Annotated in this window: 24 protein-coding genes and 1 tRNA gene; 12 read left to right on the forward strand and 13 right to left on the reverse strand. The window is 65.2% G+C overall.

What is annotated here, in order from left to right:
* The 5 genes from ACI8UR_RS08335 to ACI8UR_RS08355 all read right to left on the reverse strand — a co-directional run.
* A partial coding sequence (locus ACI8UR_RS08335; RefSeq protein WP_415087754.1) for a PspA/IM30 family protein occupies positions 1 to 100 on the reverse strand: 100 nt, incomplete at its 3' end.
* A 50-nt stretch (positions 101 to 150) separates the two neighbouring features.
* Positions 151 to 960, reverse strand: coding sequence for a carboxylating nicotinate-nucleotide diphosphorylase (nadC, locus tag ACI8UR_RS08340; RefSeq protein WP_411715537.1), 810 nt, complete (start codon positions 958 to 960; stop codon positions 151 to 153).
* Complete coding sequence (locus tag ACI8UR_RS08345; protein ID WP_411715538.1) at positions 950 to 2,509, reverse strand: L-aspartate oxidase; 1,560 nt, start codon at positions 2,507 to 2,509, stop codon at positions 950 to 952. Before ACI8UR_RS08345 ends, nadC begins: the two co-directional genes overlap by 11 nt.
* Position 2,510: 1 nt before the next feature.
* Positions 2,511 to 3,647 (reverse strand): quinolinate synthase NadA, encoded by a 1,137-nt coding sequence (nadA, locus tag ACI8UR_RS08350; protein ID WP_411715539.1) that lies wholly within the window; start codon positions 3,645 to 3,647, stop codon positions 2,511 to 2,513.
* Between the two features lie 154 nt (positions 3,648 to 3,801).
* Positions 3,802 to 5,304, reverse strand: a complete 1,503-nt coding sequence (locus tag ACI8UR_RS08355; protein ID WP_411715540.1) for an amidohydrolase — start codon at positions 5,302 to 5,304, stop codon at positions 3,802 to 3,804.
* An 86-nt stretch (positions 5,305 to 5,390) separates the two neighbouring features.
* Between ACI8UR_RS08355 and hmgA the strand changes: the two genes are divergently transcribed.
* Entirely contained in the window at positions 5,391 to 6,602 is a 1,212-nt protein-coding gene (gene hmgA, locus ACI8UR_RS08360; RefSeq protein ID WP_411715541.1) for a hydroxymethylglutaryl-CoA reductase (NADPH), read from the forward strand.
* Here hmgA and ACI8UR_RS08365 read toward each other — a convergent pair whose 3' ends face one another.
* Both ACI8UR_RS08365 and ACI8UR_RS08370 read right to left on the reverse strand, forming a co-directional pair.
* Complete coding sequence (locus ACI8UR_RS08365; protein ID WP_411715542.1) at positions 6,603 to 6,923, reverse strand: hypothetical protein; 321 nt, start codon at positions 6,921 to 6,923, stop codon at positions 6,603 to 6,605.
* Between the two features lies 1 nt (position 6,924).
* A complete protein-coding gene (locus ACI8UR_RS08370; protein WP_411715543.1) occupies positions 6,925 to 7,437 on the reverse strand; it encodes a DUF5817 domain-containing protein in 513 nt (170 codons plus the stop codon).
* A gap of 69 nt (positions 7,438 to 7,506) precedes the next feature.
* Between ACI8UR_RS08370 and ACI8UR_RS08375 the strand changes: the two genes are divergently transcribed.
* Positions 7,507 to 7,845 (forward strand): cupin domain-containing protein, encoded by a 339-nt coding sequence (locus tag ACI8UR_RS08375; RefSeq protein WP_411715544.1) that lies wholly within the window; start codon positions 7,507 to 7,509, stop codon positions 7,843 to 7,845.
* A 2-nt stretch (positions 7,846 to 7,847) separates the two neighbouring features.
* Positions 7,848 to 8,669, forward strand: a complete 822-nt coding sequence (locus tag ACI8UR_RS08380; protein ID WP_411715545.1) for a hypothetical protein — start codon at positions 7,848 to 7,850, stop codon at positions 8,667 to 8,669.
* Between the two features lie 3 nt (positions 8,670 to 8,672).
* On the opposite strand, the gene icd is transcribed toward ACI8UR_RS08380, so the two are convergent.
* Positions 8,673 to 9,929 carry an isocitrate dehydrogenase (NADP(+)) gene (gene icd / locus ACI8UR_RS08385; RefSeq protein WP_415087751.1) on the reverse strand — a complete coding sequence of 419 codons (1,257 nt, stop codon included), beginning with the start codon at positions 9,927 to 9,929 and terminating at the stop codon, positions 8,673 to 8,675.
* Between the two features lie 152 nt (positions 9,930 to 10,081).
* On the opposite strand from icd, the gene ACI8UR_RS08390 reads away from it, so the two are divergent.
* Positions 10,082 to 10,963 (forward strand): isoaspartyl peptidase/L-asparaginase, encoded by an 882-nt coding sequence (locus ACI8UR_RS08390; protein WP_411716378.1) that lies wholly within the window; start codon positions 10,082 to 10,084, stop codon positions 10,961 to 10,963.
* Between the two features lie 533 nt (positions 10,964 to 11,496).
* Here ACI8UR_RS08390 and ACI8UR_RS08395 read toward each other — a convergent pair.
* Both ACI8UR_RS08395 and ACI8UR_RS08400 read right to left on the reverse strand, forming a co-directional pair.
* A tRNA-Ile gene (locus ACI8UR_RS08395) sits at positions 11,497 to 11,571 on the reverse strand.
* Positions 11,572 to 11,728: 157 nt separating this feature from the next.
* The gene (locus ACI8UR_RS08400; protein ID WP_411716379.1) at positions 11,729 to 12,271 is read right to left on the reverse strand and encodes an FxsA family protein; all 543 of its coding nucleotides are present in this window, start codon (positions 12,269 to 12,271) and stop codon (positions 11,729 to 11,731) included.
* Positions 12,272 to 12,377: 106 nt separating this feature from the next.
* On the opposite strand from ACI8UR_RS08400, the gene gpmI reads away from it, so the two are divergent.
* The 6 genes from gpmI (at position 12,378) to ACI8UR_RS08430 (ending at position 18,178) form a co-directional block, all read left to right on the forward strand.
* Positions 12,378 to 13,901: a 2,3-bisphosphoglycerate-independent phosphoglycerate mutase gene (gpmI, locus tag ACI8UR_RS08405; protein WP_415087752.1), complete on the forward strand. Its 1,524-nt coding sequence runs from the start codon at positions 12,378 to 12,380 to the stop codon at positions 13,899 to 13,901.
* A gap of 45 nt (positions 13,902 to 13,946) precedes the next feature.
* Positions 13,947 to 14,531 (forward strand): alpha/beta hydrolase, encoded by a 585-nt coding sequence (locus ACI8UR_RS08410; protein WP_411716195.1) that lies wholly within the window; start codon positions 13,947 to 13,949, stop codon positions 14,529 to 14,531.
* Positions 14,532 to 14,569: 38 nt separating this feature from the next.
* The gene (locus tag ACI8UR_RS08415) at positions 14,570 to 15,211 is read left to right on the forward strand and encodes a hypothetical protein (protein ID WP_411716196.1); all 642 of its coding nucleotides are present in this window, start codon (positions 14,570 to 14,572) and stop codon (positions 15,209 to 15,211) included.
* 90 nt (positions 15,212 to 15,301) lie between these two features.
* Complete coding sequence (pyrG, locus tag ACI8UR_RS08420) at positions 15,302 to 16,948, forward strand: glutamine hydrolyzing CTP synthase (RefSeq protein WP_411716197.1); 1,647 nt, start codon at positions 15,302 to 15,304, stop codon at positions 16,946 to 16,948.
* Positions 16,948 to 17,865 carry a glutamine-hydrolyzing GMP synthase gene (gene guaA / locus ACI8UR_RS08425; RefSeq protein WP_411716198.1) on the forward strand — a complete coding sequence of 306 codons (918 nt, stop codon included), beginning with the start codon at positions 16,948 to 16,950 and terminating at the stop codon, positions 17,863 to 17,865. Before pyrG ends, guaA begins: the two co-directional genes overlap by 1 nt.
* A complete protein-coding gene (locus tag ACI8UR_RS08430; protein WP_415087753.1) occupies positions 17,858 to 18,178 on the forward strand; it encodes an NAD-binding protein in 321 nt (106 codons plus the stop codon). Before guaA ends, ACI8UR_RS08430 begins: the two co-directional genes overlap by 8 nt.
* Here ACI8UR_RS08430 and ACI8UR_RS08435 read toward each other — a convergent pair whose 3' ends face one another.
* The 3 genes from ACI8UR_RS08435 to ACI8UR_RS08445 are packed head-to-tail and all read right to left on the reverse strand — an operon-like array spanning position 18,179 to position 20,284.
* Positions 18,179 to 18,544 (reverse strand): hypothetical protein, encoded by a 366-nt coding sequence (locus ACI8UR_RS08435; protein WP_411715594.1) that lies wholly within the window; start codon positions 18,542 to 18,544, stop codon positions 18,179 to 18,181.
* Positions 18,545 to 18,584: 40 nt separating this feature from the next.
* Positions 18,585 to 19,259 (reverse strand): MBL fold metallo-hydrolase, encoded by a 675-nt coding sequence (locus tag ACI8UR_RS08440; protein ID WP_411715593.1) that lies wholly within the window; start codon positions 19,257 to 19,259, stop codon positions 18,585 to 18,587.
* 29 nt (positions 19,260 to 19,288) lie between these two features.
* Complete coding sequence (locus tag ACI8UR_RS08445) at positions 19,289 to 20,284, reverse strand: PhoU domain-containing protein (protein ID WP_411715592.1); 996 nt, start codon at positions 20,282 to 20,284, stop codon at positions 19,289 to 19,291.
* A 336-nt stretch (positions 20,285 to 20,620) separates the two neighbouring features.
* Here ACI8UR_RS08445 and pstB point away from each other — a divergent pair, with 336 nt between their 5' ends.
* Together pstB and phoU are read left to right on the forward strand one after the other, a co-directional pair.
* Positions 20,621 to 21,469, forward strand: a complete 849-nt coding sequence (pstB, locus tag ACI8UR_RS08450; protein WP_411715591.1) for a phosphate ABC transporter ATP-binding protein PstB — start codon at positions 20,621 to 20,623, stop codon at positions 21,467 to 21,469.
* A gap of 59 nt (positions 21,470 to 21,528) precedes the next feature.
* The gene (gene phoU, locus ACI8UR_RS08455; protein WP_411715590.1) at positions 21,529 to 22,209 is read left to right on the forward strand and encodes a phosphate signaling complex protein PhoU; all 681 of its coding nucleotides are present in this window, start codon (positions 21,529 to 21,531) and stop codon (positions 22,207 to 22,209) included.
* Positions 22,210 to 22,225 lie beyond the last annotated feature (16 nt).

The following is a 22,225-nucleotide window of genomic DNA, read 5'->3' on the forward strand; positions in this document are numbered from 1 at the left end:
CGTAGGAGTAATCGAGCGTCTCCTGGGGGTTCTCCGCGCGGTTGAGGACGGCGTTGATCTTCGAGCGGATGGCGTAAGATGCCCGCGAGAGGATGCCCATGCCCTGTTCTGTGTGTTCTGGCTCCTTAAAACGCTACGTGGATATGGGAATTAATCCGTTCGGAACGACAGATCCAGTGCGGCCGCACTATGGGTCAGACTCCCCATCGAGATGACGTCGACGCCGGTGGCGGCGTACGCCGGCACGTCATCGAGCGTAATCCCGCCGCTTGCCTCGGTCAAGACATCGTCCGACGTCGTCTCGACGGCCCGTTCGGTTTCGGCCGGCGACATGTTGTCGAGCAGGACGATGTCGGCGCCCGCCGCCGCTGCGTCGGCGGCCTCGGACGGGCGTTCGACCTCGACTTCGATTTTCGTCGCGAAGGAGACGCGCTCACGGAAGCGGGCGATGGCGCTCTCCATGCCGAGTTCGGCGATGTGGTTGTCCTTCACCATCACCATATGCGAGAGGTCGAGTCGGTGGGTGTCGCCGCCGCCGGCTGCGATGGCGCGTTTCTCGACGCCGCGAAGGCCGGGCGTCGTCTTCCGGGTACCCGCGATTTCGACTGCGTCGGATTCCGTGCGCGCGGCGTCGACGGCCTCCCGTGTCCGGGTCGCGATTCCGGAGGCGTGGCCAGTGATGTTGACCGCGACGCGTTCGCCGCGGAGCACGTCGCTTGCCGGCCCGGAGACGCGAAGCACCGTATCGCCCTCGTCGATGCGGGTGCCATCCTCGGCACGTTCATCGACCGCAACGCCGAGATAGTCGAAGACGGCTTCGGCGGCGTCGAGGCCGGCGACGACGCCCGATTCTTTGGCCACGAGACGGCCCGTCGTCTCACCGGGCACGTCGTTCGTCACGTCGTGGTGGCCGAGGTCTTCGCGCAGCCAGCGTTCGACCTGTGAGCGTTCAATCGGCATCGGCGGTCGGTTCCGTGAGGTGATGACAGCCGCGTGATTCGCCGTTCTCGGCGGCCGCACGCGTCACGAGCAACGCGGTGACGCAGGCGCCGCGGAGTTCGTACAGCGACCGACTCGTCCGGGTGCGGGTGTAGGCGTCGATTTCACCTTTCAGGCGCCGGAGGACGGCGCCGGCCCGCGAGAGCTCGTCCGGCGTGCGTTCGATGCCGACGAACTCGTCCATCACGCGACGGAGGCGGACGAACTTCTCGTCGGCGAACCCCACCGGCATATCGGGGTCACTGTCGAGCAGGTCGGGCGCTTCGACGCGCTCGACCTCGAAGCCAGCGGCGGCCTCGCCGGCGCGAAGCCCCCACACGAGCGCCTCCAGCAGGCTGGTGGAGGCGAGGCGGTTGGCGCCGTGGACGCCAGTCCGGGCGCATTCGCCGACCGCGAACAGGCGGCCGAGCGAGGTACGGCCATCCGTGTCGACGTCGATGCCGCCACAGAGGAAGTGTTCGGCGGGTGCGACCGGAATACCGTCTTCGGGGTCGACGCCGCGGCGTTCACACTCGTCGGCGAGGCCGGGGAACTCCCCGGCGAAATCAAGCGGGCTCACGTCCAGATACACCTCGCCGGTGCGTTCGCGCTCGGTTCGGACGGCGCGGGCGACGACGTCCCGCGGTGCGAGTTCGGCGTCGGCGTGGTACTCCGGCATGAACCGCTCCCCGTCTGCGTTGCGGAGCAGCGCACCCTCGCCGCGGACGGCCTCGCTGAGGAGGAAGGTGCCCTGGCCGTCGTCTTCGTCTCCGGAGAACGCCGTCGGATGGAACTGGACGTACTCCATGTCCTCGACGTCGGCGCCGGCCAGTGCCGCCATCGCGATGCCGTCACCCGTGGCGGTCGAGGGGTTCGTCGACCGGCCGTAGCAGGCACCGATGCCGCCCGTCGCGAGCACGGTCGCGCCGGCGAAGCAGGGCGCCCACTCGCCGTCTCGCTCTCGCGGTTCCTCACCGCTCGAGCTGTCCGCGGAGCGTGGCTCCGCGCGCTCCAAGATGGCGCCGTGGACACGGCCCTCGTGGGTGATGAGGTCGAGGGCGGCCGTATCCTCCAATACCTCGACGTGGTCGTGGTCATCAAGGTAGTTCAGGAAGGGCGCGAGGAGGTGCTTGCCCGTTTCGGCATCGACGTGGAGGATGCGTGCCTCGCTGTGGGCTGCCTCTTGGCCGTATTCGGGCTCCTCGTCGCCATCGAACTCGACACCGAGCGTGTCGATGAACACGTCTCGGACGGCCCCGTCGGCGTTCTCGACGAGCGTGTCGACGGCATCCGGGTCTGCGAGGCCGTCGCTGGCCTCGATGATGTCCTGTTTGAACGCCTCGGGGTCATCGCGGGTGACTGCGACGCCACCCTGGGCCCAGTAGGAGGTCGACTCCTCGGGCCGGCTGGCTTTCGTCGCGAGCGTCACCTCGGCACCCGCTCGTGCGCCGGCCAGCGCGGTCGCACAGCCGGCGACGCCGCTGCCGACAACGAGCAGGTCGGTCTCGCGGTCGTCGATTGTGTCTCCCATATTACACCTCCAACATTCGTTCGAGTGCCAGCCCGGCGAGCTCTTTCTCGCGGGGCGCGACCTCGATGACGTTCCGTTCGACGCCTTCCGCCAGTCCTTCGAGTACCCAGGTCAGGTAGTTCGGGTCGACCTGGCGCATAGCGTTACAGTCCATGCAGGCGTCGCCACACAGCGGTAGGACGTTCACCTCGGGGTGCCACCGCTGGAGGTGGTTCGTGAGGTGGATTTCGGTGCCGATGGCCCACGTGTCGCCGGGGTCGGCGTTCTCGACCGTCTCACAGATGGTCGAGGTCGAGCCCGCCTTGTCGGCGGCTTCGACGACCTCACGGCGGCATTCGGGGTGGACGATGACGTTCGCGTCTGGGTGCTCCGTGCGAACCTCCTCGATGTGCTGTTCGGTGAAGCGTTCGTGTACCTGACAGTAGCCGTCCCAGAGGATGATGTCCGCGTCGGCGACCTCCTCGGCGTCTTTCGACTCCGGATCCCACGGATCCCACTCGGCGGTCGAATCCGCCATGCCGAGTCGGTGGGCCGTGTTGTCGCCGAGGTGCTTGTCGGGCAGGAAGAGCACCTTATCGCCCTGCTCGAAGGCGTACTCGAAGGCTTTGTGGGCGTTCGAGGAGGTACAGACCAGCCCACCCTGCTCGGCGCAGAACGCCTTCAGGTCAGCGTAGCTGTTCATGTAGGTGATCGGGATGATGTCGGCGTCGTCGTCGGCCGCGGCGTTGAGTTCGGCCCACGCGGCGTCGACTTGCAACGCTTCAGCCATCCCCGCCATCGGGCAGGACGCCTCCATGCTCGGGAGGATGACCGTCTGGTCGTCGTCGGTGATGATGTCGGCGGATTCGGCCATGAACGTGACGCCACAGAAGATCACGTAGTCGGCGTCGGCGTTGGCCGCTCGCTGGGAGAGTTCGTAGGAGTCGCCGATGAAATCGGCGTGTTCGACGATCTCGCGCCGCTGGTAGTTGTGGCCCAGTACGATGACGTCGTCGCCCAGCGTCTCGCGGGCGGCGTCGATACGGGCCGAACGTTCCGCCTCGCCCAGCTCCCGGTACGCCGGCGGGAGCTGTTCGAGGTTGTCGTATTTGAAGAGACTGAGGTCGGTTTCGAGGTCTACCGTTTCCATTTCGGGCATTGGTTATCCACCGTGGGGTGTTCCAACCCACGGAGTCCAATATTGATAAAATTTTGTCTTCGATACCCAACCACAGGGGTATATTTTGCCGTTATCAGGGGCGACCACATGAAAACCTTCGACAAATTGGTGTCGAGCCGCGTCCGTGCGCCGCTCAGGCTTCGTAGACAACCGTCCCGTCCACCACCGTCATGCGGACGTTGATATCCCCAATCGAGTCAGGGTCGACGTCCCACGGCGAGTCCGAGAGCACGACGAAATCAGCACACTTGCCGGCTTCGACGGTGCCGAATCGGTCTTCGTCGTGGCCGGCGTAGGCCGCTCCCGACGTGTACGCCCGCAACGCCTCAGTCACGGTGAGTCGCTGGCTCTTCTCGGAGGCCGTGACGGCCTGCTGGACGCCGTACAGTGGGCCGATGGGCATACAATCGCTGCCGAACGCAAGCGGGATGTCGGCGTCGAGCACGTCCGAGAAGCGGTTCGACGCCGCGGTTCGTGCCTCGCCCAGTCGCTTCTCGTAGAGGCCGTCCTCGCGGGCCCACCGCAGGAAGTTCGGCTGCATCGACGCGACGGCGTCGAATCCCGAGAGGTCGTCGGGCAGCAACTCAGCGTGCTCGATTCGGTGTCGAGCTTCGGGGTCGTCCGGCAGCGTCTCCAGGGTCACGTCGACGGCCTCGTCGCCGATGGCGTGGACGGCTAACTGGTAACCGAGTTCGTCGGCACGCGCGGCGATATCGGCCAGCTCCTCGGGGTCGACGACCCACTCGCCGGTGCCCGTTCGGTCGGCGTACGGCGCGTCGAGTTTTGCGGTGCCGGCGCCGAGCGACCCGTCGGTGTAGGTCTTGATGCCGCCCACTTCGACGAACGGCCCGCCGTGGTTCGTCACCAAGCCCGTCTCCGCGACGGCGTCGAAATGATCCGTCCAGTAGTAGATGCGCACGCGGAGGTCGAGGTCGCCATCGGCGGCCAGTTCCCGGTAGGCTGCGGGCGCATCCGACTGCCGTACCATGTCGTGGACGCCGGTGACGCCGAGTTCGTGAGCGTGGTCGCGCGCGGTCTCGATGAGCTGTTTCGTCTCCGCACGTCCCGGCGCCGTCTCCATGCGCAGCAGTTCGGCAGCGTCTTCCGTGACGACGCCTGTCGGCTCGCCGCCCGCCCGCTGGACGCCCGATTCGGGCAGTTCCTCGCCGTATCGCTCGAAGACGACCGAATTCACCGATGCGGTGTGTAGGTCTTCCCGGAACGCGACGACGGGCAGCTCCGTCGACACCGAATCGAGTTCCTCGCGGGTCAGATACGCGCCGGACGGCCAGGCCGATTCGTCGTAGCCGTAGCCGAGAATCCACCCATTTGCCGAGGTCTCTCGGAGCAGTTCGACGGCTTCCTCGCGGTCGTCGGCCGCCCCGAGGTCGGCGTGGACGAGTCGCCGCCCGACGACCTCCATGTGGGTGTGGGCGTCGATGAACCCCGGCAGGAGAACGCCGTCCTCGCAGTCGACGACGTCGGTGTCGACGCCCTCTAAGAACTCGATTTCGTACGCCGACCCGACACGGATGATGCGGCCGTCTCGAACAGCGACGGCCTCGTGTGTTTTGTCGGGGTCGCCGAGCGTGTGTACCTCGGCGTTCGTGAAGATGCGATCCGCTGCGTCCGTCATACCGGAGCGGCGGCCGCCAGCGCCTTGAAACCCGACGGAGCGGTGGCGGACGGAAACCCTTAGTCGCCCGCCTGCAACTCGTCTGTATGACCGACGCCGCCGACCTCGCTGCCCGCGTCCAGGCGGGCGAGGTGCGCCTACACGAACTCGAACAGCACGCCGACGCCGACGTGGCCGCCGAAGCCCGTCGCCTCATCCTCACCGAGGAGACCGAGGCCGATCTCGATGCCATCGGTGCCTACACCTTCGATGCGGCCGACGCCGGCCCGAACATCGAGAACATGGTCGGCGCCGCACAGGTGCCGATGGGCATCGTCGGCCCGATTCACGTCGATGGCGGTGCCGTCGAAAGAGCGAAACACCTCCCGCTCGCGACCACCGAGGGCGCACTTGTCGCATCCGTCAATCGCGGCTGTGCGGCCATCCGGGCGGCCGACGGCGCGACCGCACGCGTCCTCAAGAACGCCATGACCCGCGCGCCCGTCTTCCGCGTGGCCGACGTTGGCGAGGCCAGCGAAGTCGCCTCGTGGGTGCGCGAGAACGTCGACGAACTCGCGGCTGCCGCCGAATCGACGACGAATCATGGCGAACTGCGCGACGTGACGCCGTACGTCGTCGGTGACAACGTCTTCCTCCGATTCGCCTACGACACGAAGGACGCGATGGGGATGAACATGGCCACCATCGCCACCGAGCAGGCCTGCGAGCGCGTCGTCGAATCGACGCCCGCGGAACTCGTCGCCCTGTCGGGCAACCTCTGTTCGGACAAGAAACCAGCCGCCATCAACAGCATCGAGGGCCGGGGCCGAACCGTCGCCGCCGACGTCGAGATTCCCCGCGATGTCGTCGAGAGCTACTTCAAAACGACGCCGGAGGCCATCGCCGAGGCGAACACCCGGAAGAATCTCATCGGGTCGGCGAAGGCCGGGTCGCTCGGCTTCAACGCCCACGCTGCAAACACCGTTGCTGCGGCCTTCCTTGCGACCGGACAGGACATCGCCCAGGTCGTCGAGGGGGCAAACGCCATCACGACCGCCGACGTTCGCGAAGAGGGTTTGTACGCATCCGTCACCCTCGCATCGCTGGAAGTCGGGACGGTCGGCGGTGGGACGAACCTCCCGACCCAGGCAGAGGCGCTGGACGTCATTGGCGTTAGCGGCGGTGGCGACCCCGCGGGTGCGAACGCCGACGCTCTGGCGGAGGTCATCGCGACCGCGGCGCTGGCTGGCGAACTCTCCTTGCTCGGCGCGTTGGCGTCGAATCACCTCGCCAGCGCCCACGAGGAACTGGGTCGCTGATCAGCGCGGCACATCGAGCCGCTGACTCACCACCAGGCCGACACCGACGAAGACGACGGTGGCGAAGCCGACGAGCGACACCGTGCTCGCGGCGGTATCGGCCAGTGTGACCCACAGCAACGTACCGGCCAACACGAGCCAGCCCACACCGGCCCGCTGTTCGGTCTCGTAGAGGTGGACGCCGGCAGCAGCGAAGAGCACGGCGGCTCCACCGGCCGCAAAAACGGCCTTCGGAAGGCCGACGGCCGCATCCACCGCCACGAGCGGCACGAGGCCGGCGAGCACGAGCAGACGGCTGTACGTCGAAGCATCCCGCTCCATCTCAGAGCAGCCTGTAGACGCCGCCCGTTTCAGTCACTTCCCCGGCCCGTTGCAGCTTCGTGAGCGTGCGTTCGACGTACGATTCATCGACGCCGGCAGCTTCGGCGTACTCGATGACCTCTTCGGCTGTCGGGTCGTCGAGGTCGTCCAGCGCATCGAGGACGGCCTGCTTCCGACTGCGTGACCCACCCGATGCCTGTCCCGACTCGGCCCGTGTTGCGGCGTCGGAAACCGAGTCGGCGTCCAGTCCCGACGCTGCCAGGAACTCCTCGTCGTCCATCCCGACGTCGTCGACGTCGATTTCGGCCGGGTCGACGAACTCGCCGTCTTCGGAGCGCTCTGCGAGCATCGAGCTTCTGACGCGGGCGGCCGCATCGGAGGTGTCCGTCTCGGCGAACTGCTTGAGCTTCCCGAACTGATGGCTTTTCCCACAGCGGGGACACTGCGTCCGGTCGGGTCGTCCTTCGACCACCCACAGGGCGTGACACTCCCCACAACCGACGACGGAGTACATGTGCTGACGTTCGTCTCGGGCAGTTTTAATCTGCCGAACGCTTACGAACGCACGGCCCCACGGAACCGTATGGAACGCGTAGCCATCTCCGACCGCGAAACGGTCGAGGCAGTCGATGCCGTCCACCTCACGCAGTTGGCGACGGGCGAACGCACGAGCATCCAGTCGTTCGACATCGAACCGGGGGCGACGGTGCCGGAACACAGCCATCCGCACGAACAGACCGGCTTCGTCTACGAGGGCGAGCTGACGTTCATCGTCGACGGCGAGGAAATCACGGTCGGTGCGGGCGAGTCGTTCACCATCCCGGGCGAGGAGCCACACGCAGCTGAAAACCGAGGCGACGTGGCGGTTCGGGGTGTCGACATCTTCGCGCCGCCGCGCCCCGACCCGGACTGGGCGGAGTGAACATGCGTCGGCGAGCGTTCCTTGCTGGCCTTGGGGCAGCCGCCAGTGGGCTCGCCGGCTGTAGCACGAACGACTCGACCAGTGGCAGTACCGGGCAAGTGACGCCAGCCCCGGTGCCGACCGACCAGCCGACGCCGGAGGTCGGGCCGCCGGCAGACCTCTCCCCGCTCGGTGCACAGGACGCCGCCACGTTCGGCGAGCAACACTGGCGGACGCTGTCGTCGACGCCACACGGGTTCACCCGCGAGGCGGTCGTCACGGAGAGCGGCACCACGATTCGGCGGATGCGTGTCACCATCCGAGCGGCCACCGGCGCCCACGCGTATCACTTCACCTTCGACGTCGAGGACACCGACCGCTACCCGACGAATCCCGTCGATTCGCGTCTTGAAATCTGGGATGATGGGACGACGTACCAGCGGATCGGCCGCGGCGACCCGGAGTTCCGTGTCGACCAGGGGCGGGCCATCGATGCGCCGAGCGCTCGCTCCGCCGAGCGGTTCCGGATACAACTGCTGTTCGGGTCGTTCCAGACCGCCCAGATTGAACGGGAACACGACCAGACGGCGTTCGTCGCGACTGATCTTCGGGCGGGTCGAGACGTGACGCCGCGGCGGTTCCGCGTGTTGTTGGCGTTGCGGAACGGCCGACTCGAAGCGGCGCTCACGGGCGAGCCACTCTACGTGACGGAGTACGACCTCTCGGTCGTCGCATCGATGTCGGGCCAGCCCGTCGACGTCGAAGAACACGTCGATTACGAGCGTCTGGACGCCCCGATGGAACCTCCTGATTGGGTCGAAACGGCGAAAGAAGAGTCCTCGTAGCCCTCAGGCGAGGTCTTCGATGTTGGCGACGACTTCGTCGGCGTACTCGCTGGTGGCGAGTTTCTCGCCGCCCTCGATCTGCCGTTCGATGTCGTAGGTGACCTTCTTCGAGACGATGGTCTGCTCGACGGCATCACGAATGAGGTCTGCGGCGTCGTCCCAGCCCATGAATTCGAGCATGATGCGGCCCGAGAGAACCATCGCGGTCGGGTTGACCTTGTCCTGGCCGGCGTATTTCGGTGCGGAGCCGTGGACGGGCTCTGCGAGCACGCGGCCGTCGCCGATGTTGGCGCCGGGGGCGATACCGAGGCCACCGATCTGGGCACCACAGGCGTCGGAGAGGTAGTCGCCGTTGAGGTTCGGCAGCGCCAACACGTCGTATTGGTCGGTTCGGGTGAGGATCTGCTGGAGCATGTTGTCGGCGATGCGGTCGTTGACGACGACGGCGCCTTCCGGCGGCTCGCCGTCGCGCTCCTCCCAGAGGGTGTCCTCGGTGATGACCTCGTCGCCGTACTCCTCTTCGGCGACCTCGTAGCCCCAATCGCGGAAGGCCCCCTCGGTGAACTTCATGATGTTGCCCTTGTGGACGAGGGTGACCGAATCACGGTCGTTCTCCAAGGCGTAATCGATGGCTCTGCGGACGAGCCGCTTGGTGCCGAACTCGGAGATGGGCTTGACGCCGATGCCCACCGGGCCGTCGTGGATGGTGGCATCGAAGCCCATCTCCTCTTCGACGAACTCACGAACCTTCTGGACTTCGTCGGTGCCGGCCTCCCATTCGATGCCAGCGTAGACGTCCTCGGTGTTCTCTCGGAACGAAATCATATCCATCCGCTCCGGTCGCTTGACCGGAGAGGGAACGCCGTCGAGATGATAGGTCGGTCGGATGTTCGTATAGAGGTCGAGCCGCTTGCGGAGTTCGACGTTGAGACTGCGGAAGCCGGCGCCGACGGGCGTCGTCAGCGGCCCCTTGATCGAGACCTTGAACTCCGTGAGCGCATCGATGGTGTCGTCTGGGAGGTTCTCGTCGTACTTCTCGCGGGCGGATTCGCCGGCGAAGACCCGCATCCAGTTGATTTCCCGGCCGGTCGCGTTGGCAGCAGCCTGCAGAACTTTCTGTGCCGCCGGCCCGACGTCGGTTCCGATTCCGTCTCCATGAATAATGGGAATGATCGGATCGTCGGGTACGACGAGTTCGTCGCCACCCGTTACCTCGATTTTCTCGCCCTGCTCGGGCACCTCCACTTTGTCGTATCCCATGTCGCTATGCTTCTACCGGCCCCCTGAAAGGCGTACCGCTCTCACGGCGAATGTTGCATGAACAACCGGGAAGGAAACGGGTAAGCCGTCCAACCCTTTCGGCGCTCGGAGGGAGTCACAAGGGGTAACTCCCCACCGATCTGAGCGAGGATATGCGCGTCATCGTCCACGGCGGCGCCGGCAGCCCGCCCGACGAACCCGAACCGCGACAGGCAACGCTCGATACAGCCGCCGAGGCCGGGAGCGAAACTGAAACCCCGACCGAGGCCGTCTGTGCCGCGCTTCGCATCCTCGAATCCGATCCGTGGTTCAACGCCGGCGTCGGCAGCGCCGTCCAGTCGGACGGCTACATCCGCACCGACGCGGGCCTGATGACGGACGACCGCGAAGCCGGCGCCGCCTGCGGTATGCCCGGCGTCGAACACGCCATCGACGTCGCACGCGTCGTCAAGGAGGAGACGCCGCACGTCCTCGTCAGCGGCGTCCATGCCGTCGACCTCGCGGACGCCTTCGGCATCGACACCGACGCTGACCTCTGGTCTGAGCGTACGCGCGACAAGTGGGACGCCCTCGACGAGTACCCCGACGGCGACGCGAAGGCCCACGCCGAATGGGTTTCGGAGCGTTTCGGCGGCGACCCCCTTGGAGATGACCACGACCACGACACCATCGGCGCCGTCGCGACCGACGGCGAACATCTCGCTGCGGCGACCTCCACCGGCGGCCGCTGGCTCGCCTTGGCGGGTCGCGTGGGCGACGTTCCACAGATCGGCTCCGGATTCTACTGTACCGATGTCGGCGGCGCCTCGGCGACCGGCGCCGGCGAGGACATCGCCCGCCTCAATCTCTCCCGTCGGGCGGTGCAGTTCCTCGAGGACGGACTCGACGCCCAGCAGGCCGCCGACGCGGCGATTGCTGAGTTCGGTGACCTCGTCGAGGGATCGGCCGGCGTCATCCTCCTCTCGGCCGACGGCGATGCCGGCGAGGCGTACAACAGCGACACGATGCAGACGAGCGTCGCCGGCGAGCCGTGAGAGGGATGCGATACCCGTGACCAACCTTTATGAACCGAGAGGCAAACGACCTGATGCCGCGCGCCGAGTTACCACCGGTCGCCCTTCTCACACCTGAAACCGCTGGACGGCCGCGGCTCTGTATCTTCGAAATTATATCAAGAGGTGGTGGTGCCGAACGCGCGGCAGGAGGCCGCGCGTCCAGACCGGAGACTCTCCCATGATGTCTCCCCACGAAGTGGCGAGACGGGTTCTACTGCGTCGGCGAACGGTCTTAATCCCTGCTTCGTTTCGAGCGCTGTACTGCCCAAAAGCGGTAGTTGGTCGCCGCCTGGAGCGACGATTGGGGAATTTTGGGTGCATCCCCACACGGATACCTATTCCCCAGCCAAAAGAGGGGTGTACCGGACAAAAATCACCAGTAGCGATTTCAGGGTCTGAAAATTGGGATGGTGAGACGCGCTGCTCGTCGAAACGTGGTATCCGCGAAAGTTAGGCGCCAACGGGAGTTTGGCCACCGATTTCCATCGGCCAAAGACCGGTTGGAAACCGAGTGGGCCAACTCGGATTTGAACCGAGGACCTCCCGGTTATCAGCCGAGCGCTCATACCTAGCTGAGCTATTGGCCCTGAGTTGGCGCAGTTCATCGTAACCACGTCGGTTGTTTAAACGTTTCTTTTCGACCGTCGCTCGGGCCGCGATGACACGACACGGCGGGGCGATTCGACCGGCTGCTGGCGGTTGCTGCAGTCGGCATCGAGAGACGACAAAAACGGTGCGTTCAGGTCAGCGCTCTGCGTCCTCGTCGTCTTCGTCGGCGTCCGTGAACTCGTATTCCTTCTCGCTCACGTCGACGGGTTCGTCGGCTGGCCCAGGGCCGCCGCCCCCTGAGAAGCCATCGCCACCGTCGTTCGGGAAGCCGCCGATGTAGACGTTGCCGGTCGCGAAGCCGCCCGTTTTGGCGTCGATGTACGGGGTGACGACGTACTTTTTCGTCGCGACGCGAATGGGGTATCGGGTCGGCGGGAGGACGAGAATCAGGCCGACCAGGTCGGTGACGAGACCGGGCGTCAGCATGAGCGCGCCGGCGATGAGCAGGAAGGCGCCGTCGAGCAGTTCGTCGGTGGGCGGCTCGCTGGACTGTACCTTCTGTTGGAGCTTTCGGAGGGTGTGTCGCCCTTCGGCGCGGACGAGCAGCAGGCCGACGAGTGCTGTCAGTACGACGAGCGCCACCGTCGCGGCGACGCCGAGCTGGGTCGCGAGCACGACGAGCAACATGACGTCCAGCAGCGGCACGAGCAGCAGGACGCCGATGACCCGCAAATCCATGCCTGGAGCTATCGGCGGATGGGGGAAAACCCTTCCGAGACACCCCGGTCGGCGAATCCAGCGGACACCGACACCGCCTTACGACGCCGCCGACTCCCATCCGCCAATGAGAGGCGCGCTGGTCATACTGGACGGCTGGGGGCTCAGTGAGGCGGATGACGGCGCCGACGCTGTCGCAGCCGCCGAAACGCCCACCTTCGATAGGCTCCGCACGAGTGGGGCGTACGGCACGCTCGAAACGCACGGTCGCCGGGTCGGGCTCCCGGAGGGGCAGATGGGAAACAGCGAGGTCGGCCACCTCAACATCGGCGCGGGACGCGTCGTCAAGCAGGATTCGACGCGCATCACCGACGAGATCGACGCCGATGTGTTCGCGGACAACGACGTCATCAACGACGCTCTCACTCACGCTCGAGAGAACGGGGGTCGCGTCCACTTCATGGGGCTCGTCAGCGACGGCGGCGTCCACTCCCACCAGGCCCATCTGCATGCGCTCATCGAACTCGCCGCCGAACGCGGCGTCGACGCCGTCACGCACGCGTTCACCGACGGGCGTGACACGCCACCGAACGGCGGCGTCGATTATCTCTCGGAACTCCAGTCGGTCATCGACGATGCCGGTACCGGAGACCTTGCGACGGTCTGTGGCCGCTACTACGCGATGGACAGGGACGAAAACTGGGGGCGAACGCGCCGGGCGTACGACGCCATCGTCAACCGTGAGGCGCCGCACGAGGCCGCCACGGCGGTCGACGCCGTCGCGGAATCCTACGAGCGTGGCGACACCGACGAATACGTCGAACCGACGCTCGTGGCTGATGGGGCCGCACTCGAAGACGGTGATTGGGTCGTCTTCTTCAATTTCCGCGCTGACCGCGCCCGCCAGCTCGTGCGGATGCTCGCCGATATCGACCCCAAGTGGTCGTTCGACACCACGCCGCCGGACACCGGGGTGGTCACGATGACCGAATACGACGAGACGTTCGAGTTGCCCGTCGCCTACCCGCCACTGGAGCCCGAGAAGACGCTCGGGGAGACGCTCGCCGATGCGGGGCTCACGCAGCTCCGGATGGCCGAATCCGAGAAATACGCCCACGTCACCTACTTCCTCAATGGCGGCCGCGAGGTCGAATACGAGGGCGAACACCGCGAAATCGTGTCAAGCCCCGATGTGCCGACGTACGATAAGCAGCCGGCGATGTCCGCGGCGGAGCTGACCACCACGGCCGTCGATTACATCGCCAGCGACGACCCGGACGTGCTCGTGCTCAACTACGCGAACCCGGACATGGTCGGCCACACCGGCGATTTCGACGCTGCCGTCGCCGCGGTCGAGGCGGTCGACGAACAGCTCGGGCGGCTCGAAGCCGCCGTCCGTGCGGCGGGCGGCCACCTCTTCGTCACCGCAGACCACGGCAACGCCGACGATATGGGTACGCCGGACGACCCATACACGGCTCATACGACGAATCCCGTTCCGTTCATCTACGTCGCTCCTGACGGCACCGACGGCGGGTTCCGGGTTCGGGACGGCGGCACGCTCGCCGATATCGCACCGACGCTGCTCGCGCTCATCGACGTCGATGCGCCTGACGCGATGACCGGCGAGAGCCTGCTGCGGACACGGTAGGGGACGGACGGGACTCTTTTACTCGACCGGCCCAAGCGCCCTGCAATGAGCGACTCCGTCGTCGTCCCGGCCGATAGGGACGTGAAAGCGACACTCGATAACCCGGACAGCGACACCTGCGTCGTCGCGTGCCCGCCGCATCCACAGATGGGCGGCAATCGAACCGACGCGCGCCTGCAGGCGGTCAGCGATGCGCTTCCGTGTGCCTGTCTCCGCTTCGATTACGGGCCGTGGGACGAGGGGTCGGGTGAGTTAGCCGACACGCGCGACGCCTACGCGTGGGCTCGCGACAACTACGAGCAGGTCGGGTTGTTCGGGTACAGCTTCGGTGGCTGTCTCGCCTTGGTCGCGGTCGCTCGGGAATGCAGGGCGGGGCGGTCACCGTTTGCTGTCGCGGCGCTCTCGCCGGCCGAGAAGCTTACCGACGACATCGATGCGGTCGCAGCTATCGAGGACATCGACTGCCCGGTCGGCGTGGTGTATGGTGAACGGGACACGACGGTAGATGCCGAGTCGGTCGCCGACCGCATCCGGGAACACAGCGGACAGGTCGAGGTAGTCAGCGCCGATCACTTCTACGTCGGCCAGGCCGAGATGGTAGGCGAGCTCGTGGCCGACCTATTATTTTAGGCGTCGCGGCTTTACATTGAAGCGTTCACGTTCGGCGTATGCTCGACGTGAACTGGACCGGGCCACGTCCTCCCCGGAATACCATCGAGCGTGTCTGGTCGTCGGCCACGTTCGAGACAGTCGACCCGGACACCGAGTCGGTCGAGGCGTACGTCGACGCGATGGCAGAGACGCGGACACAGGGGGATGCACGGTGGTGTTGCGTAGAGATTCCCGACTCGCCGGTGCTCGATTGGTTCGCTGGACGGAACTGTCTGGCTGATGCGGATTTCTTCGCGAACCTGCTCGGTTCGGAGCCCGTGGCCGCGGCACTCGGCCTCGACCCCGATGACCCCGCCCCGACGTTCACGACTGAGACGGCGCTCTCGCTGGACGGCGTCCTCGCCGAACAGCTCGTTCACGGCGGGTCGACATCCTTCGGCGACACCATCGACCAGCAGTACGGCACCTTCGCGAGCGCGAAGAATCTCGCCGAGGCGTGCCGTCACGACATCGTCGAAGACCGCTACGAGGAGGTGACTGTCCACCGCACTCGCGAGCCGTGGGCCGACTGGTTCGGCGAGCCACACTGGAATGTCACGCTCGTCGCCGTCGACCGCCGGTATCGCTGGGCGTGGGTGTTCGTCGCCACCGACGAGGGACTGGTCGAATCCGCACGACAGCAGGCAGCATCGTTGTGACTCGGTGGCAATCGGGGCGTGAGCGTGTCACGCTCCATCGCAGCGGTGGGGTGTCGAAACCGTTTTGTCTGACGCTTGCGCACCCTCAGTATGCCGACGGAGCCTACTGATTACGACCCTTCACTGGGGAACAAGTTCATCTTCGTCACCGGCGGCGTGATGTCTGGCCTTGGGAAAGGCATTACTGCAGCGAGCACGGGCCGACTGCTCGCGAACGCCGGCTTCGACGTAACGGCCGTCAAAATCGACCCGTATCTCAACGTGGACGCGGGCACGATGAACCCGTACCAGCACGGCGAGGTGTACGTGCTGAAAGACGGCGGCGAGGTCGACCTCGATTTGGGGAACTACGAACGGTTCCTCGATATCGACATGACGTTCGACCACAACGTCACGACGGGGAAGACGTATCGCCACGTCATCGAGAAGGAACGCGCGGGCGATTATCTGGGCAAGACCGTCCAGATCATCCCACACATCACCGACGACATCAAGCGGCGCATCCGGGAGGCCGCCGAGGGCCACGATATCTGTCTCATCGAGGTCGGCGGCACCGTCGGTGACATCGAGGGCATGCCGTATCTGGAAGCCCTCCGACAGTTCGCCCACGAGGAGGACGACGAGGACATCCTGTTCACCCACGTCACTCTGGTGCCGTACTCGAAGAACGGCGAGCAGAAGACGAAGCCCACCCAACACTCCGTCAAGGAACTCCGTTCTATCGGTCTCCAGCCCGACATCCTCGTCGGACGCTGTGAGGACAGACTCGACCCCGAAACGAAAGAGAAGATCGCGCTGTTCTGTGACGTTGCAACCGACGCCGTCTTCTCGAACCCCGACGTCGAGGACATCTATCACGTCCCGCTGATGGTCGAAGAGGAGGGCCTCGACGAGTACGTCATGCAGGAACTCGACCTCGAATCGGAAGCCATCCCGCCAGCAGAACGGGAAAACGAGTGGCGAGATATCGTCACCCAGGAATCGACCGACGAGGTCGACATCGCCCTGGTCGGCAAGTACGCCCTCGAGGACGCCTACCTCTCGATTCACGAGGCGCTGAAACACGCCGGCTTCGAGACGAACACCGATATCAACGTGCTGTGGGTCGACGCCGACGAGATGGACGATGCCCACGCCGAACGGCTCGAAAGCGCCGATGGCATCATCGTCCCCGGCGGCTTCGGTGCCCGCGGTACGCAGGGGAAAATCGATGCGATCCAGTACGCCCGCGAGAACGACGTTCCGTTCCTCGGGCTGTGTCTCGGCTTCCAGATGGCCGTCGTCGAGTTCGCACGCAACGTCTGTGACTTCGAGGGCGCCCACTCCGCCGAGATGGAGGAAGACACGCCCCACCCCGTCATCGACATCCTGCCCGAACAGTACGAGATCGAAGACATGGGCGGGACGATGCGACTCGGCGCCCACGAGACGGACATCGAGGCCGGCACGCTGGCCCACGAGGTGTACGACGATATCTCCTGCACGGAGCGGCACCGCCACCGCTACGAGGTCAACCCCGAGTATATCGACGACCTCGAAGGCGAGGGCATCGAGTTCTCCGGGCGCGCCGGCAACCGGATGGAGATTCTGGAGCTGCCCGACCATCCGTTCTTCTTCGGCACGCAGTTCCACCCCGAGTTCCGGTCGCGGCCCGGCCGGGCCTCCCCGCCGTTCCTCGCGTTCGTCGAATCGATTCTCGACCGTGAATCGGCCGACACCGAGGAGGTGACCGCCTGATGGTGGATCCCGAGGAGTTCATCGAGGAAGCCATCGTCGAAATCCGGGAGAAAATCGGCGACGCGAACGCCGTCATCGGCCTCTCCGGTGGCGTCGACTCGTCGGTCGCTGCGGCGTTGACCCACGAGGCGATCGGCGAGCAACTCACCGCCGTCTACGTCGATACCGGCCTGATGCGGAAGGGCGAAACCGAGGAGATCGAGGAGACGTTCGCGTTCATGGACGGCCTCCGAATCATCCACGCCGAAGACCGCTTCCTCGATGCGCTGTCGGGCGTCACCGACCCCGAGGAGAAGCGCCACGTCATCGGCGAGCAGTTCATCCGGGAGTTCGAACGCGAGGCCCGCGACGCCGACGCCGACTACCTCGTCCAGGGGACGATCTACCCCGACCGCATCGAGAGCGAGGGCAACATCAAATCGCACCACAACGTCGGCGGCCTTCCCGAGCGGGTCGACTTCGAGGGCATCGTCGAACCCGTCCGCGACCTCTACAAGGACGAGGTTCGTGAGGTGGCCCGCGAACTCGGCCTCGAAGAGATCATCTCAGAGCGGATGCCGTTCCCCGGCCCCGGACTGGCCGTCCGCATCATCGGCGAGGTGACGAAGGAGAAAGTCGAGGTCGCTCGGGAATCCTGTCACGTCGTCGAGGACGAACTCGAGGAGTACGAACCCTGGCAGGCCTTCGCTGCCGTCATCGGCAAGGGGACGGGCGTGAAAGGCGACAACCGCGTCCACGGCTGGATCGTCGCCGTCCGCTCCGTCGAGTCCCGCGACGGCATGACCGCTCGCGCACAGGAACTCGATTGGGAGACGCTCCAGCGCATCCAATCGCGCATCACGGGCGAGAACGACAACGTCGCCCGCGTCGTCTACGACGTGACGCACAAACCGCCGGCAACCATCGAATATGAGTAAAGTCGTTATCGTCGGGAGTGACCCCGACAACGTTACAGAAGCGCTCGAAGAACGCGGCGCGGACGTCGCCCACGCCGACGGAACCGCGAACCGTCCCGCCCTGGAGGAGGCCGGCATCGTTGACGCCGACCTGCTCGTCGTGACGGACGCCGGACTCGCGACGGCGATTACAGTCGCGAATGACCTCAACCCCGACCTCCGGGTCGTCATCTACGCGCACGATTCGGTGCCGGAGGCGTTCAAAGGCCAGGCGGGCCATATCATCGACCCCGAACTGCTCGGTTCCGAGACGCTCGCCGAGGAACTGGTCTGATTACTCGTCGGATTCGGGCGCTTCCGCGGCCGGGTTCGTCTCTTCTTCGATAGCGGTCTCGATGTGTTTCATCCCTTGGTCGTTGAAGGCTTCCATCAGCCCGCGGGCGCGTTCGAGCGCCGATTGTCGGCCCCGGATGCCGCGTTCGACGGTCTGGACGGCCTCGAGGTCGTGGGCTTCGCCACGGACAACACCGACCCGCCAGATGCCGCTCTCCAGTGGGTCATCGGGGAGCACCTGCACCCCGAGTGGCTCCGCTTCGTGTTCGAAGAACGCCGGGTTCTCGGCCTGATACTTCTCGATTGGCTGTGGCGTCTCCTCGATTTCGTGCCAGCCCTCGGGTGCCGGGAGTCGCTCGACCGTCATACAGGCTACATGTTGGCACGACACCGACAAAAGAGTGGGGCTACCGGGACTCCGCCAGCGTCCGGAGTCGGTCGCCGCCACCGGTTCGGAAGGGCATTCCATGGCCCATGGCGGCCACCTCGATATCGGGCGCCCGCGCGACGACCTCCTCGATGCTTCGGTGGACGTCGTCGGTGTCGTAGGAGATGAACCACGGCGACGGCTGGAGTTCCCCCTCGCGTTCGATCACGAGGTCACCGAGGAATGCGGCTTCACGCGCTTCGTGGACGTAGACTGTGTGGCCCGGCGTGTGGCCCGGCGCGTGATAGGCGGTGAAACCCCCGATTTCGTCGCCGTCGTCGACGCGCCGGACACGCTCGTTCGAGACCTCCGGAATCAGCGGGCTGGTGACGAGCTGCAGGAGGGGTTTCGCGCCGGAGAGCGGCGGACGCTGCTCGCCCGTCAGTAGCGGTGCGTCCGCGCGGCCGATGTAGACCGGCGCGTCGACGGCAAGCTTGGCAACCGACCCGACGTGGTCGAAGTCGTAGTGGGTTATCAGGATACGCTCGACGTTCGAGAGATCGAAGCCGGCGGATTCGACCGCTGCCTCGACCGTCGCGGCATCGAACGGGGTGCCGGTGTCGACGAGCGTGAGCCCGTCACCGTCGGCGACTAGGTAGGCGTTGACGCCGGTACATTCGAACCACCAGACGCCGTCGCGTAACTCGGTGAGCATACGGGCTCATGGGCGGCCGTCGATAAAAATCAGGGCTTCGGGGCAGCGTTCTGCAGCGCCGTCTCGGCGATGTTGCCGCCGTAGTCGGCGCTACGGGACAGCGAGTCGACGATGAGCCCGAGCAGCTGAGCCTGCTGTGGTTCGAGTTCGTGAATTCGGTCATCGACCTGGCGTGCGAGCTCGTCGATTTCCGTCACCCGCTGGCGGGCGTCGTTCGCGAGGCGGGTCGCGCGGTCGGAATCGTCCTCCAAGAGCGCGTCCATCGCCATCTCGATGATCTCGGTCGCCTCCTCGTGGAGCGCCCGGAGCGCCTCGGCGGCGTCCTCGGGGGGCGCCCCGAGCGTTTCGGCGTGTGTTGCGATCTTCGCGGCGTGGTCGCCGACGCGTTCCAGCTGTCGGGCGCTGGAGTGATAATCGAAACACGTCTCGCGGTCGAGGCCGATGGTGGCTGCCGCCGAGGGGTCGCGGAGGACGGAGCGGAACACCCGCGAGACCATCGACCACAGCCGGTCGACATCGTCGTCTCGCTGGACGACATCCGTCGCGAGGTCGTCGTCGTCCTCGAGGAGAGCCGTGACGGCGTCGCCGAGCATCGTCGTCGATACGAGCCGCATCCGCGTGATTGCGTTGTTCATCGACAGCTCCGAGGAGTCGAGCAGGTCTTGCAGCTGGACGCGCTCGGACGTTTCGCCGATGACCTCCAGGCCGACGAGGCCCTGTGTTGCCTCCCGAATCGTGCGCCGCTGGGCGGCGCTGACGCGTGAGGTTTCGAGCGTGATGATATCGAAGCCGCTGACGTACATCGTGACGACGGCCCGCATCAGCTCGTCACCTTCCAGCCCCGTGATGTCGAGCGTGCCTTCGATTTTCTCCTCGTCACGGCGTGGCGTGAGCAGGAGCGACTCTTCCTCGGGATAGAACTCCACGACGCTGCCGCCACTGACGTCGTTGTCCTTCGCCCAGTCCTTCGGGAGCGATACGGTGAACGTCGACCCACCCGTCACCTGCACCTTGCGCGTCTCCATAGCTTCAATATTGGCCAAGAATATAAATTATTATCGGAATATATATTTCTCTTCTATCGGGTATTGGTGCCGTCGTGTGGGTGTAAAACTATCCGAGATACCGACTTGCGTGGCGTTTAACAGGGGTGAAAACCCTTCACGTATATATTTCTATATTGATAACATAGTAGAATATTTAGGTACGTCGTAACCGATTGAGAGACATGTCGAGCGGCCCGAGGCACCTATGTTCCGCCGCGTGTCGAGCCGCCGCCCAGGTATCGTCCGGTCGCGACCGTCTCTCTCCGAGGACGTCCCTGTCCCGCGACCGGCCAGCCACCCTCCCGACCGAAATCAATGAGTTCTGAGAACACACCCGACCCGACAACGGACGCCGAATCGTTCGCCGACTCGCCCGCCGCCGGCCTCGACGACACGGAACGCCACGGGACGGGACACACCCTGGTCGACGCCAACCGGATAAACGTCTGGTACAACGAGACGCAGGCGCTCGATGACATTTCGATGGCGATTCCCGAACAGCAGGTGACCGCGCTCATCGGCCCCTCGGGCTGTGGGAAATCCACGTTCCTTCGGTGTATCAACCGCATGAACGACCTCATCGAGGCTGCCCGCGTCGAGGGTGAACTTCGTCTCCACGAGAAGAACGTCTACGACGAGGACGTCGACCCGGTCGCCCTCCGCCGGAAGGTCGGCATGGTGTTCCAGAAACCCAACCCCTTCCCGAAGAGCATCTACGACAACGTCGCCTACGGCCTGAAGATTCAGGGCTACGACGGCGACGTGGACGCCCGCGTCGAAGAGGCGCTGAAGAACGCCGCGCTGTGGGACGAGGTCAAAGACCAGCTTGACTCCTCGGGGCTCGACCTCTCCGGTGGCCAACAGCAGCGACTCTGTATCGCCCGCGCCCTCGCGCCCGACCCGGAACTCATTCTGATGGACGAGCCGGCGTCCGCGCTCGACCCCGTTGCCACCTCGAAGATCGAAGACCTCATCGACGACCTGGCCGAGAAGTACACCGTCGTCATCGTCACCCACAACATGCAGCAGGCCGCCCGTATCTCGGATAAGACGGCTGTGTTCCTCACTGGCGGCGAACTCGTCGAGTTCGACGATACGAACACGGTGTTCGAGAACCCCGACAGCGACCGCGTCGAGGATTACATCACCGGCAAGTTCGGCTGACTGACGCGCGTCTGACGTTCTCCCGAAGACACATATCCGAGAGCGAACAACAGCCGACAATGGCACGAAAAGGGTTCCAGGAGCAACTCACCGAGCTCCGTGAGAACGTCCTCTACATGAGCGAGGTCGTTCTCGAACGGGTTCGGATGGGGCTTCGCGCCCTCGAAACGAAGGACGAAGACCTCGCTCGCGAGGTTATCGAGGGTGACCACGAAATCAACGAGATGTATCTCGACCTCGAACAGGACTGTATCGACCTGTTCGCGCTGCAACAGCCCGTCGCCGGCGATCTCCGCTTCATCGCCGCCTCGTTCAAAATCATCACCGACCTCGAACGTGTCGGCGATCTCGCGACGAATCTCGGCGATTACACGATGCAGGCCGAACGCGACCTCTTTCCCGACGTCGATGTCCAAGGCATCGGCGACGACGTCGTCGAGATGCTCGACGGCGCGATGGAGGCGTACGCGAACGAGGACGTCGAGGCCTGTTTTGCCATCGACGAGCACGACGAGGATATCGACGAGCTGTGTGAGCAAGCCTCGAGCACTGTCGTCCGCGACCTCATCGAAACCGAAATCGACGAAACGTCCTCCGACTCCGATATCGAGGGGCTAATGCAGGGCGTCTCCCGGCTGCTTCTCACCATTCGCGATCTCGAACGCATGGGCGACCACGCGGTCAACATCGCCGCCCGGACGCTGTACATGACCGAAAACAGCGACGAACTCATTTACTAACTACCACTTTTTGCAC

Origin of the sequence: Natronomonas sp., assembly GCF_047616845.1 — an archaeon.
Taxonomy (GTDB): domain Archaea; phylum Halobacteriota; class Halobacteria; order Halobacteriales; family Haloarculaceae; genus Natronomonas.

Bases quoted from the DNA above. Each gene is read 5' to 3' on its own strand.
- phoU (WP_411715590.1), top strand. From the start codon at position 21,529: ATGGCACGAAAAGGGTTCCAGGAGCAACTCACCGAGCTCCGTGAGAAC.
- ACI8UR_RS08400 (WP_411716379.1), bottom strand. From the start codon at position 12,271: ATGGATTTGCGGGTCATCGGCGTCCTGCTGCTCGTGCCGCTGCTGGAC.
- nadC (WP_411715537.1), bottom strand. From the start codon at position 960: ATGCCGATTGAACGCTCACAGGTCGAACGCTGGCTGCGCGAAGACCTC.
- ACI8UR_RS08355 (WP_411715540.1), bottom strand. From the start codon at position 5,304: ATGACGGACGCAGCGGATCGCATCTTCACGAACGCCGAGGTACACACG.
- pstB (WP_411715591.1), top strand. From the start codon at position 20,621: ATGAGTTCTGAGAACACACCCGACCCGACAACGGACGCCGAATCGTTC.
- ACI8UR_RS08440 (WP_411715593.1), bottom strand. From the start codon at position 19,259: ATGCTCACCGAGTTACGCGACGGCGTCTGGTGGTTCGAATGTACCGGC.
- ACI8UR_RS08430 (WP_415087753.1), top strand. From the start codon at position 17,858: ATGAGTAAAGTCGTTATCGTCGGGAGTGACCCCGACAACGTTACAGAA.
- gpmI (WP_415087752.1), top strand. From the start codon at position 12,378: ATGAGAGGCGCGCTGGTCATACTGGACGGCTGGGGGCTCAGTGAGGCG.
- guaA (WP_411716198.1), top strand. From the start codon at position 16,948: ATGGTGGATCCCGAGGAGTTCATCGAGGAAGCCATCGTCGAAATCCGG.
- icd (WP_415087751.1), bottom strand. From the start codon at position 9,929: ATGGGATACGACAAAGTGGAGGTGCCCGAGCAGGGCGAGAAAATCGAG.
- ACI8UR_RS08445 (WP_411715592.1), bottom strand. From the start codon at position 20,284: ATGGAGACGCGCAAGGTGCAGGTGACGGGTGGGTCGACGTTCACCGTA.
- nadA (WP_411715539.1), bottom strand. From the start codon at position 3,647: ATGCCCGAAATGGAAACGGTAGACCTCGAAACCGACCTCAGTCTCTTC.
- ACI8UR_RS08375 (WP_411715544.1), top strand. From the start codon at position 7,507: ATGGAACGCGTAGCCATCTCCGACCGCGAAACGGTCGAGGCAGTCGAT.
- ACI8UR_RS08345 (WP_411715538.1), bottom strand. From the start codon at position 2,509: ATGGGAGACACAATCGACGACCGCGAGACCGACCTGCTCGTTGTCGGC.
- ACI8UR_RS08435 (WP_411715594.1), bottom strand. From the start codon at position 18,544: ATGACGGTCGAGCGACTCCCGGCACCCGAGGGCTGGCACGAAATCGAG.
- ACI8UR_RS08410 (WP_411716195.1), top strand. From the start codon at position 13,947: ATGAGCGACTCCGTCGTCGTCCCGGCCGATAGGGACGTGAAAGCGACA.
- pyrG (WP_411716197.1), top strand. From the start codon at position 15,302: ATGCCGACGGAGCCTACTGATTACGACCCTTCACTGGGGAACAAGTTC.
- ACI8UR_RS08370 (WP_411715543.1), bottom strand. From the start codon at position 7,437: ATGTACTCCGTCGTCGGTTGTGGGGAGTGTCACGCCCTGTGGGTGGTC.
- ACI8UR_RS08415 (WP_411716196.1), top strand. From the start codon at position 14,570: ATGCTCGACGTGAACTGGACCGGGCCACGTCCTCCCCGGAATACCATC.
- ACI8UR_RS08380 (WP_411715545.1), top strand. From the start codon at position 7,848: ATGCGTCGGCGAGCGTTCCTTGCTGGCCTTGGGGCAGCCGCCAGTGGG.
- hmgA (WP_411715541.1), top strand. From the start codon at position 5,391: ATGACCGACGCCGCCGACCTCGCTGCCCGCGTCCAGGCGGGCGAGGTG.
- ACI8UR_RS08390 (WP_411716378.1), top strand. From the start codon at position 10,082: ATGCGCGTCATCGTCCACGGCGGCGCCGGCAGCCCGCCCGACGAACCC.
- ACI8UR_RS08365 (WP_411715542.1), bottom strand. From the start codon at position 6,923: ATGGAGCGGGATGCTTCGACGTACAGCCGTCTGCTCGTGCTCGCCGGC.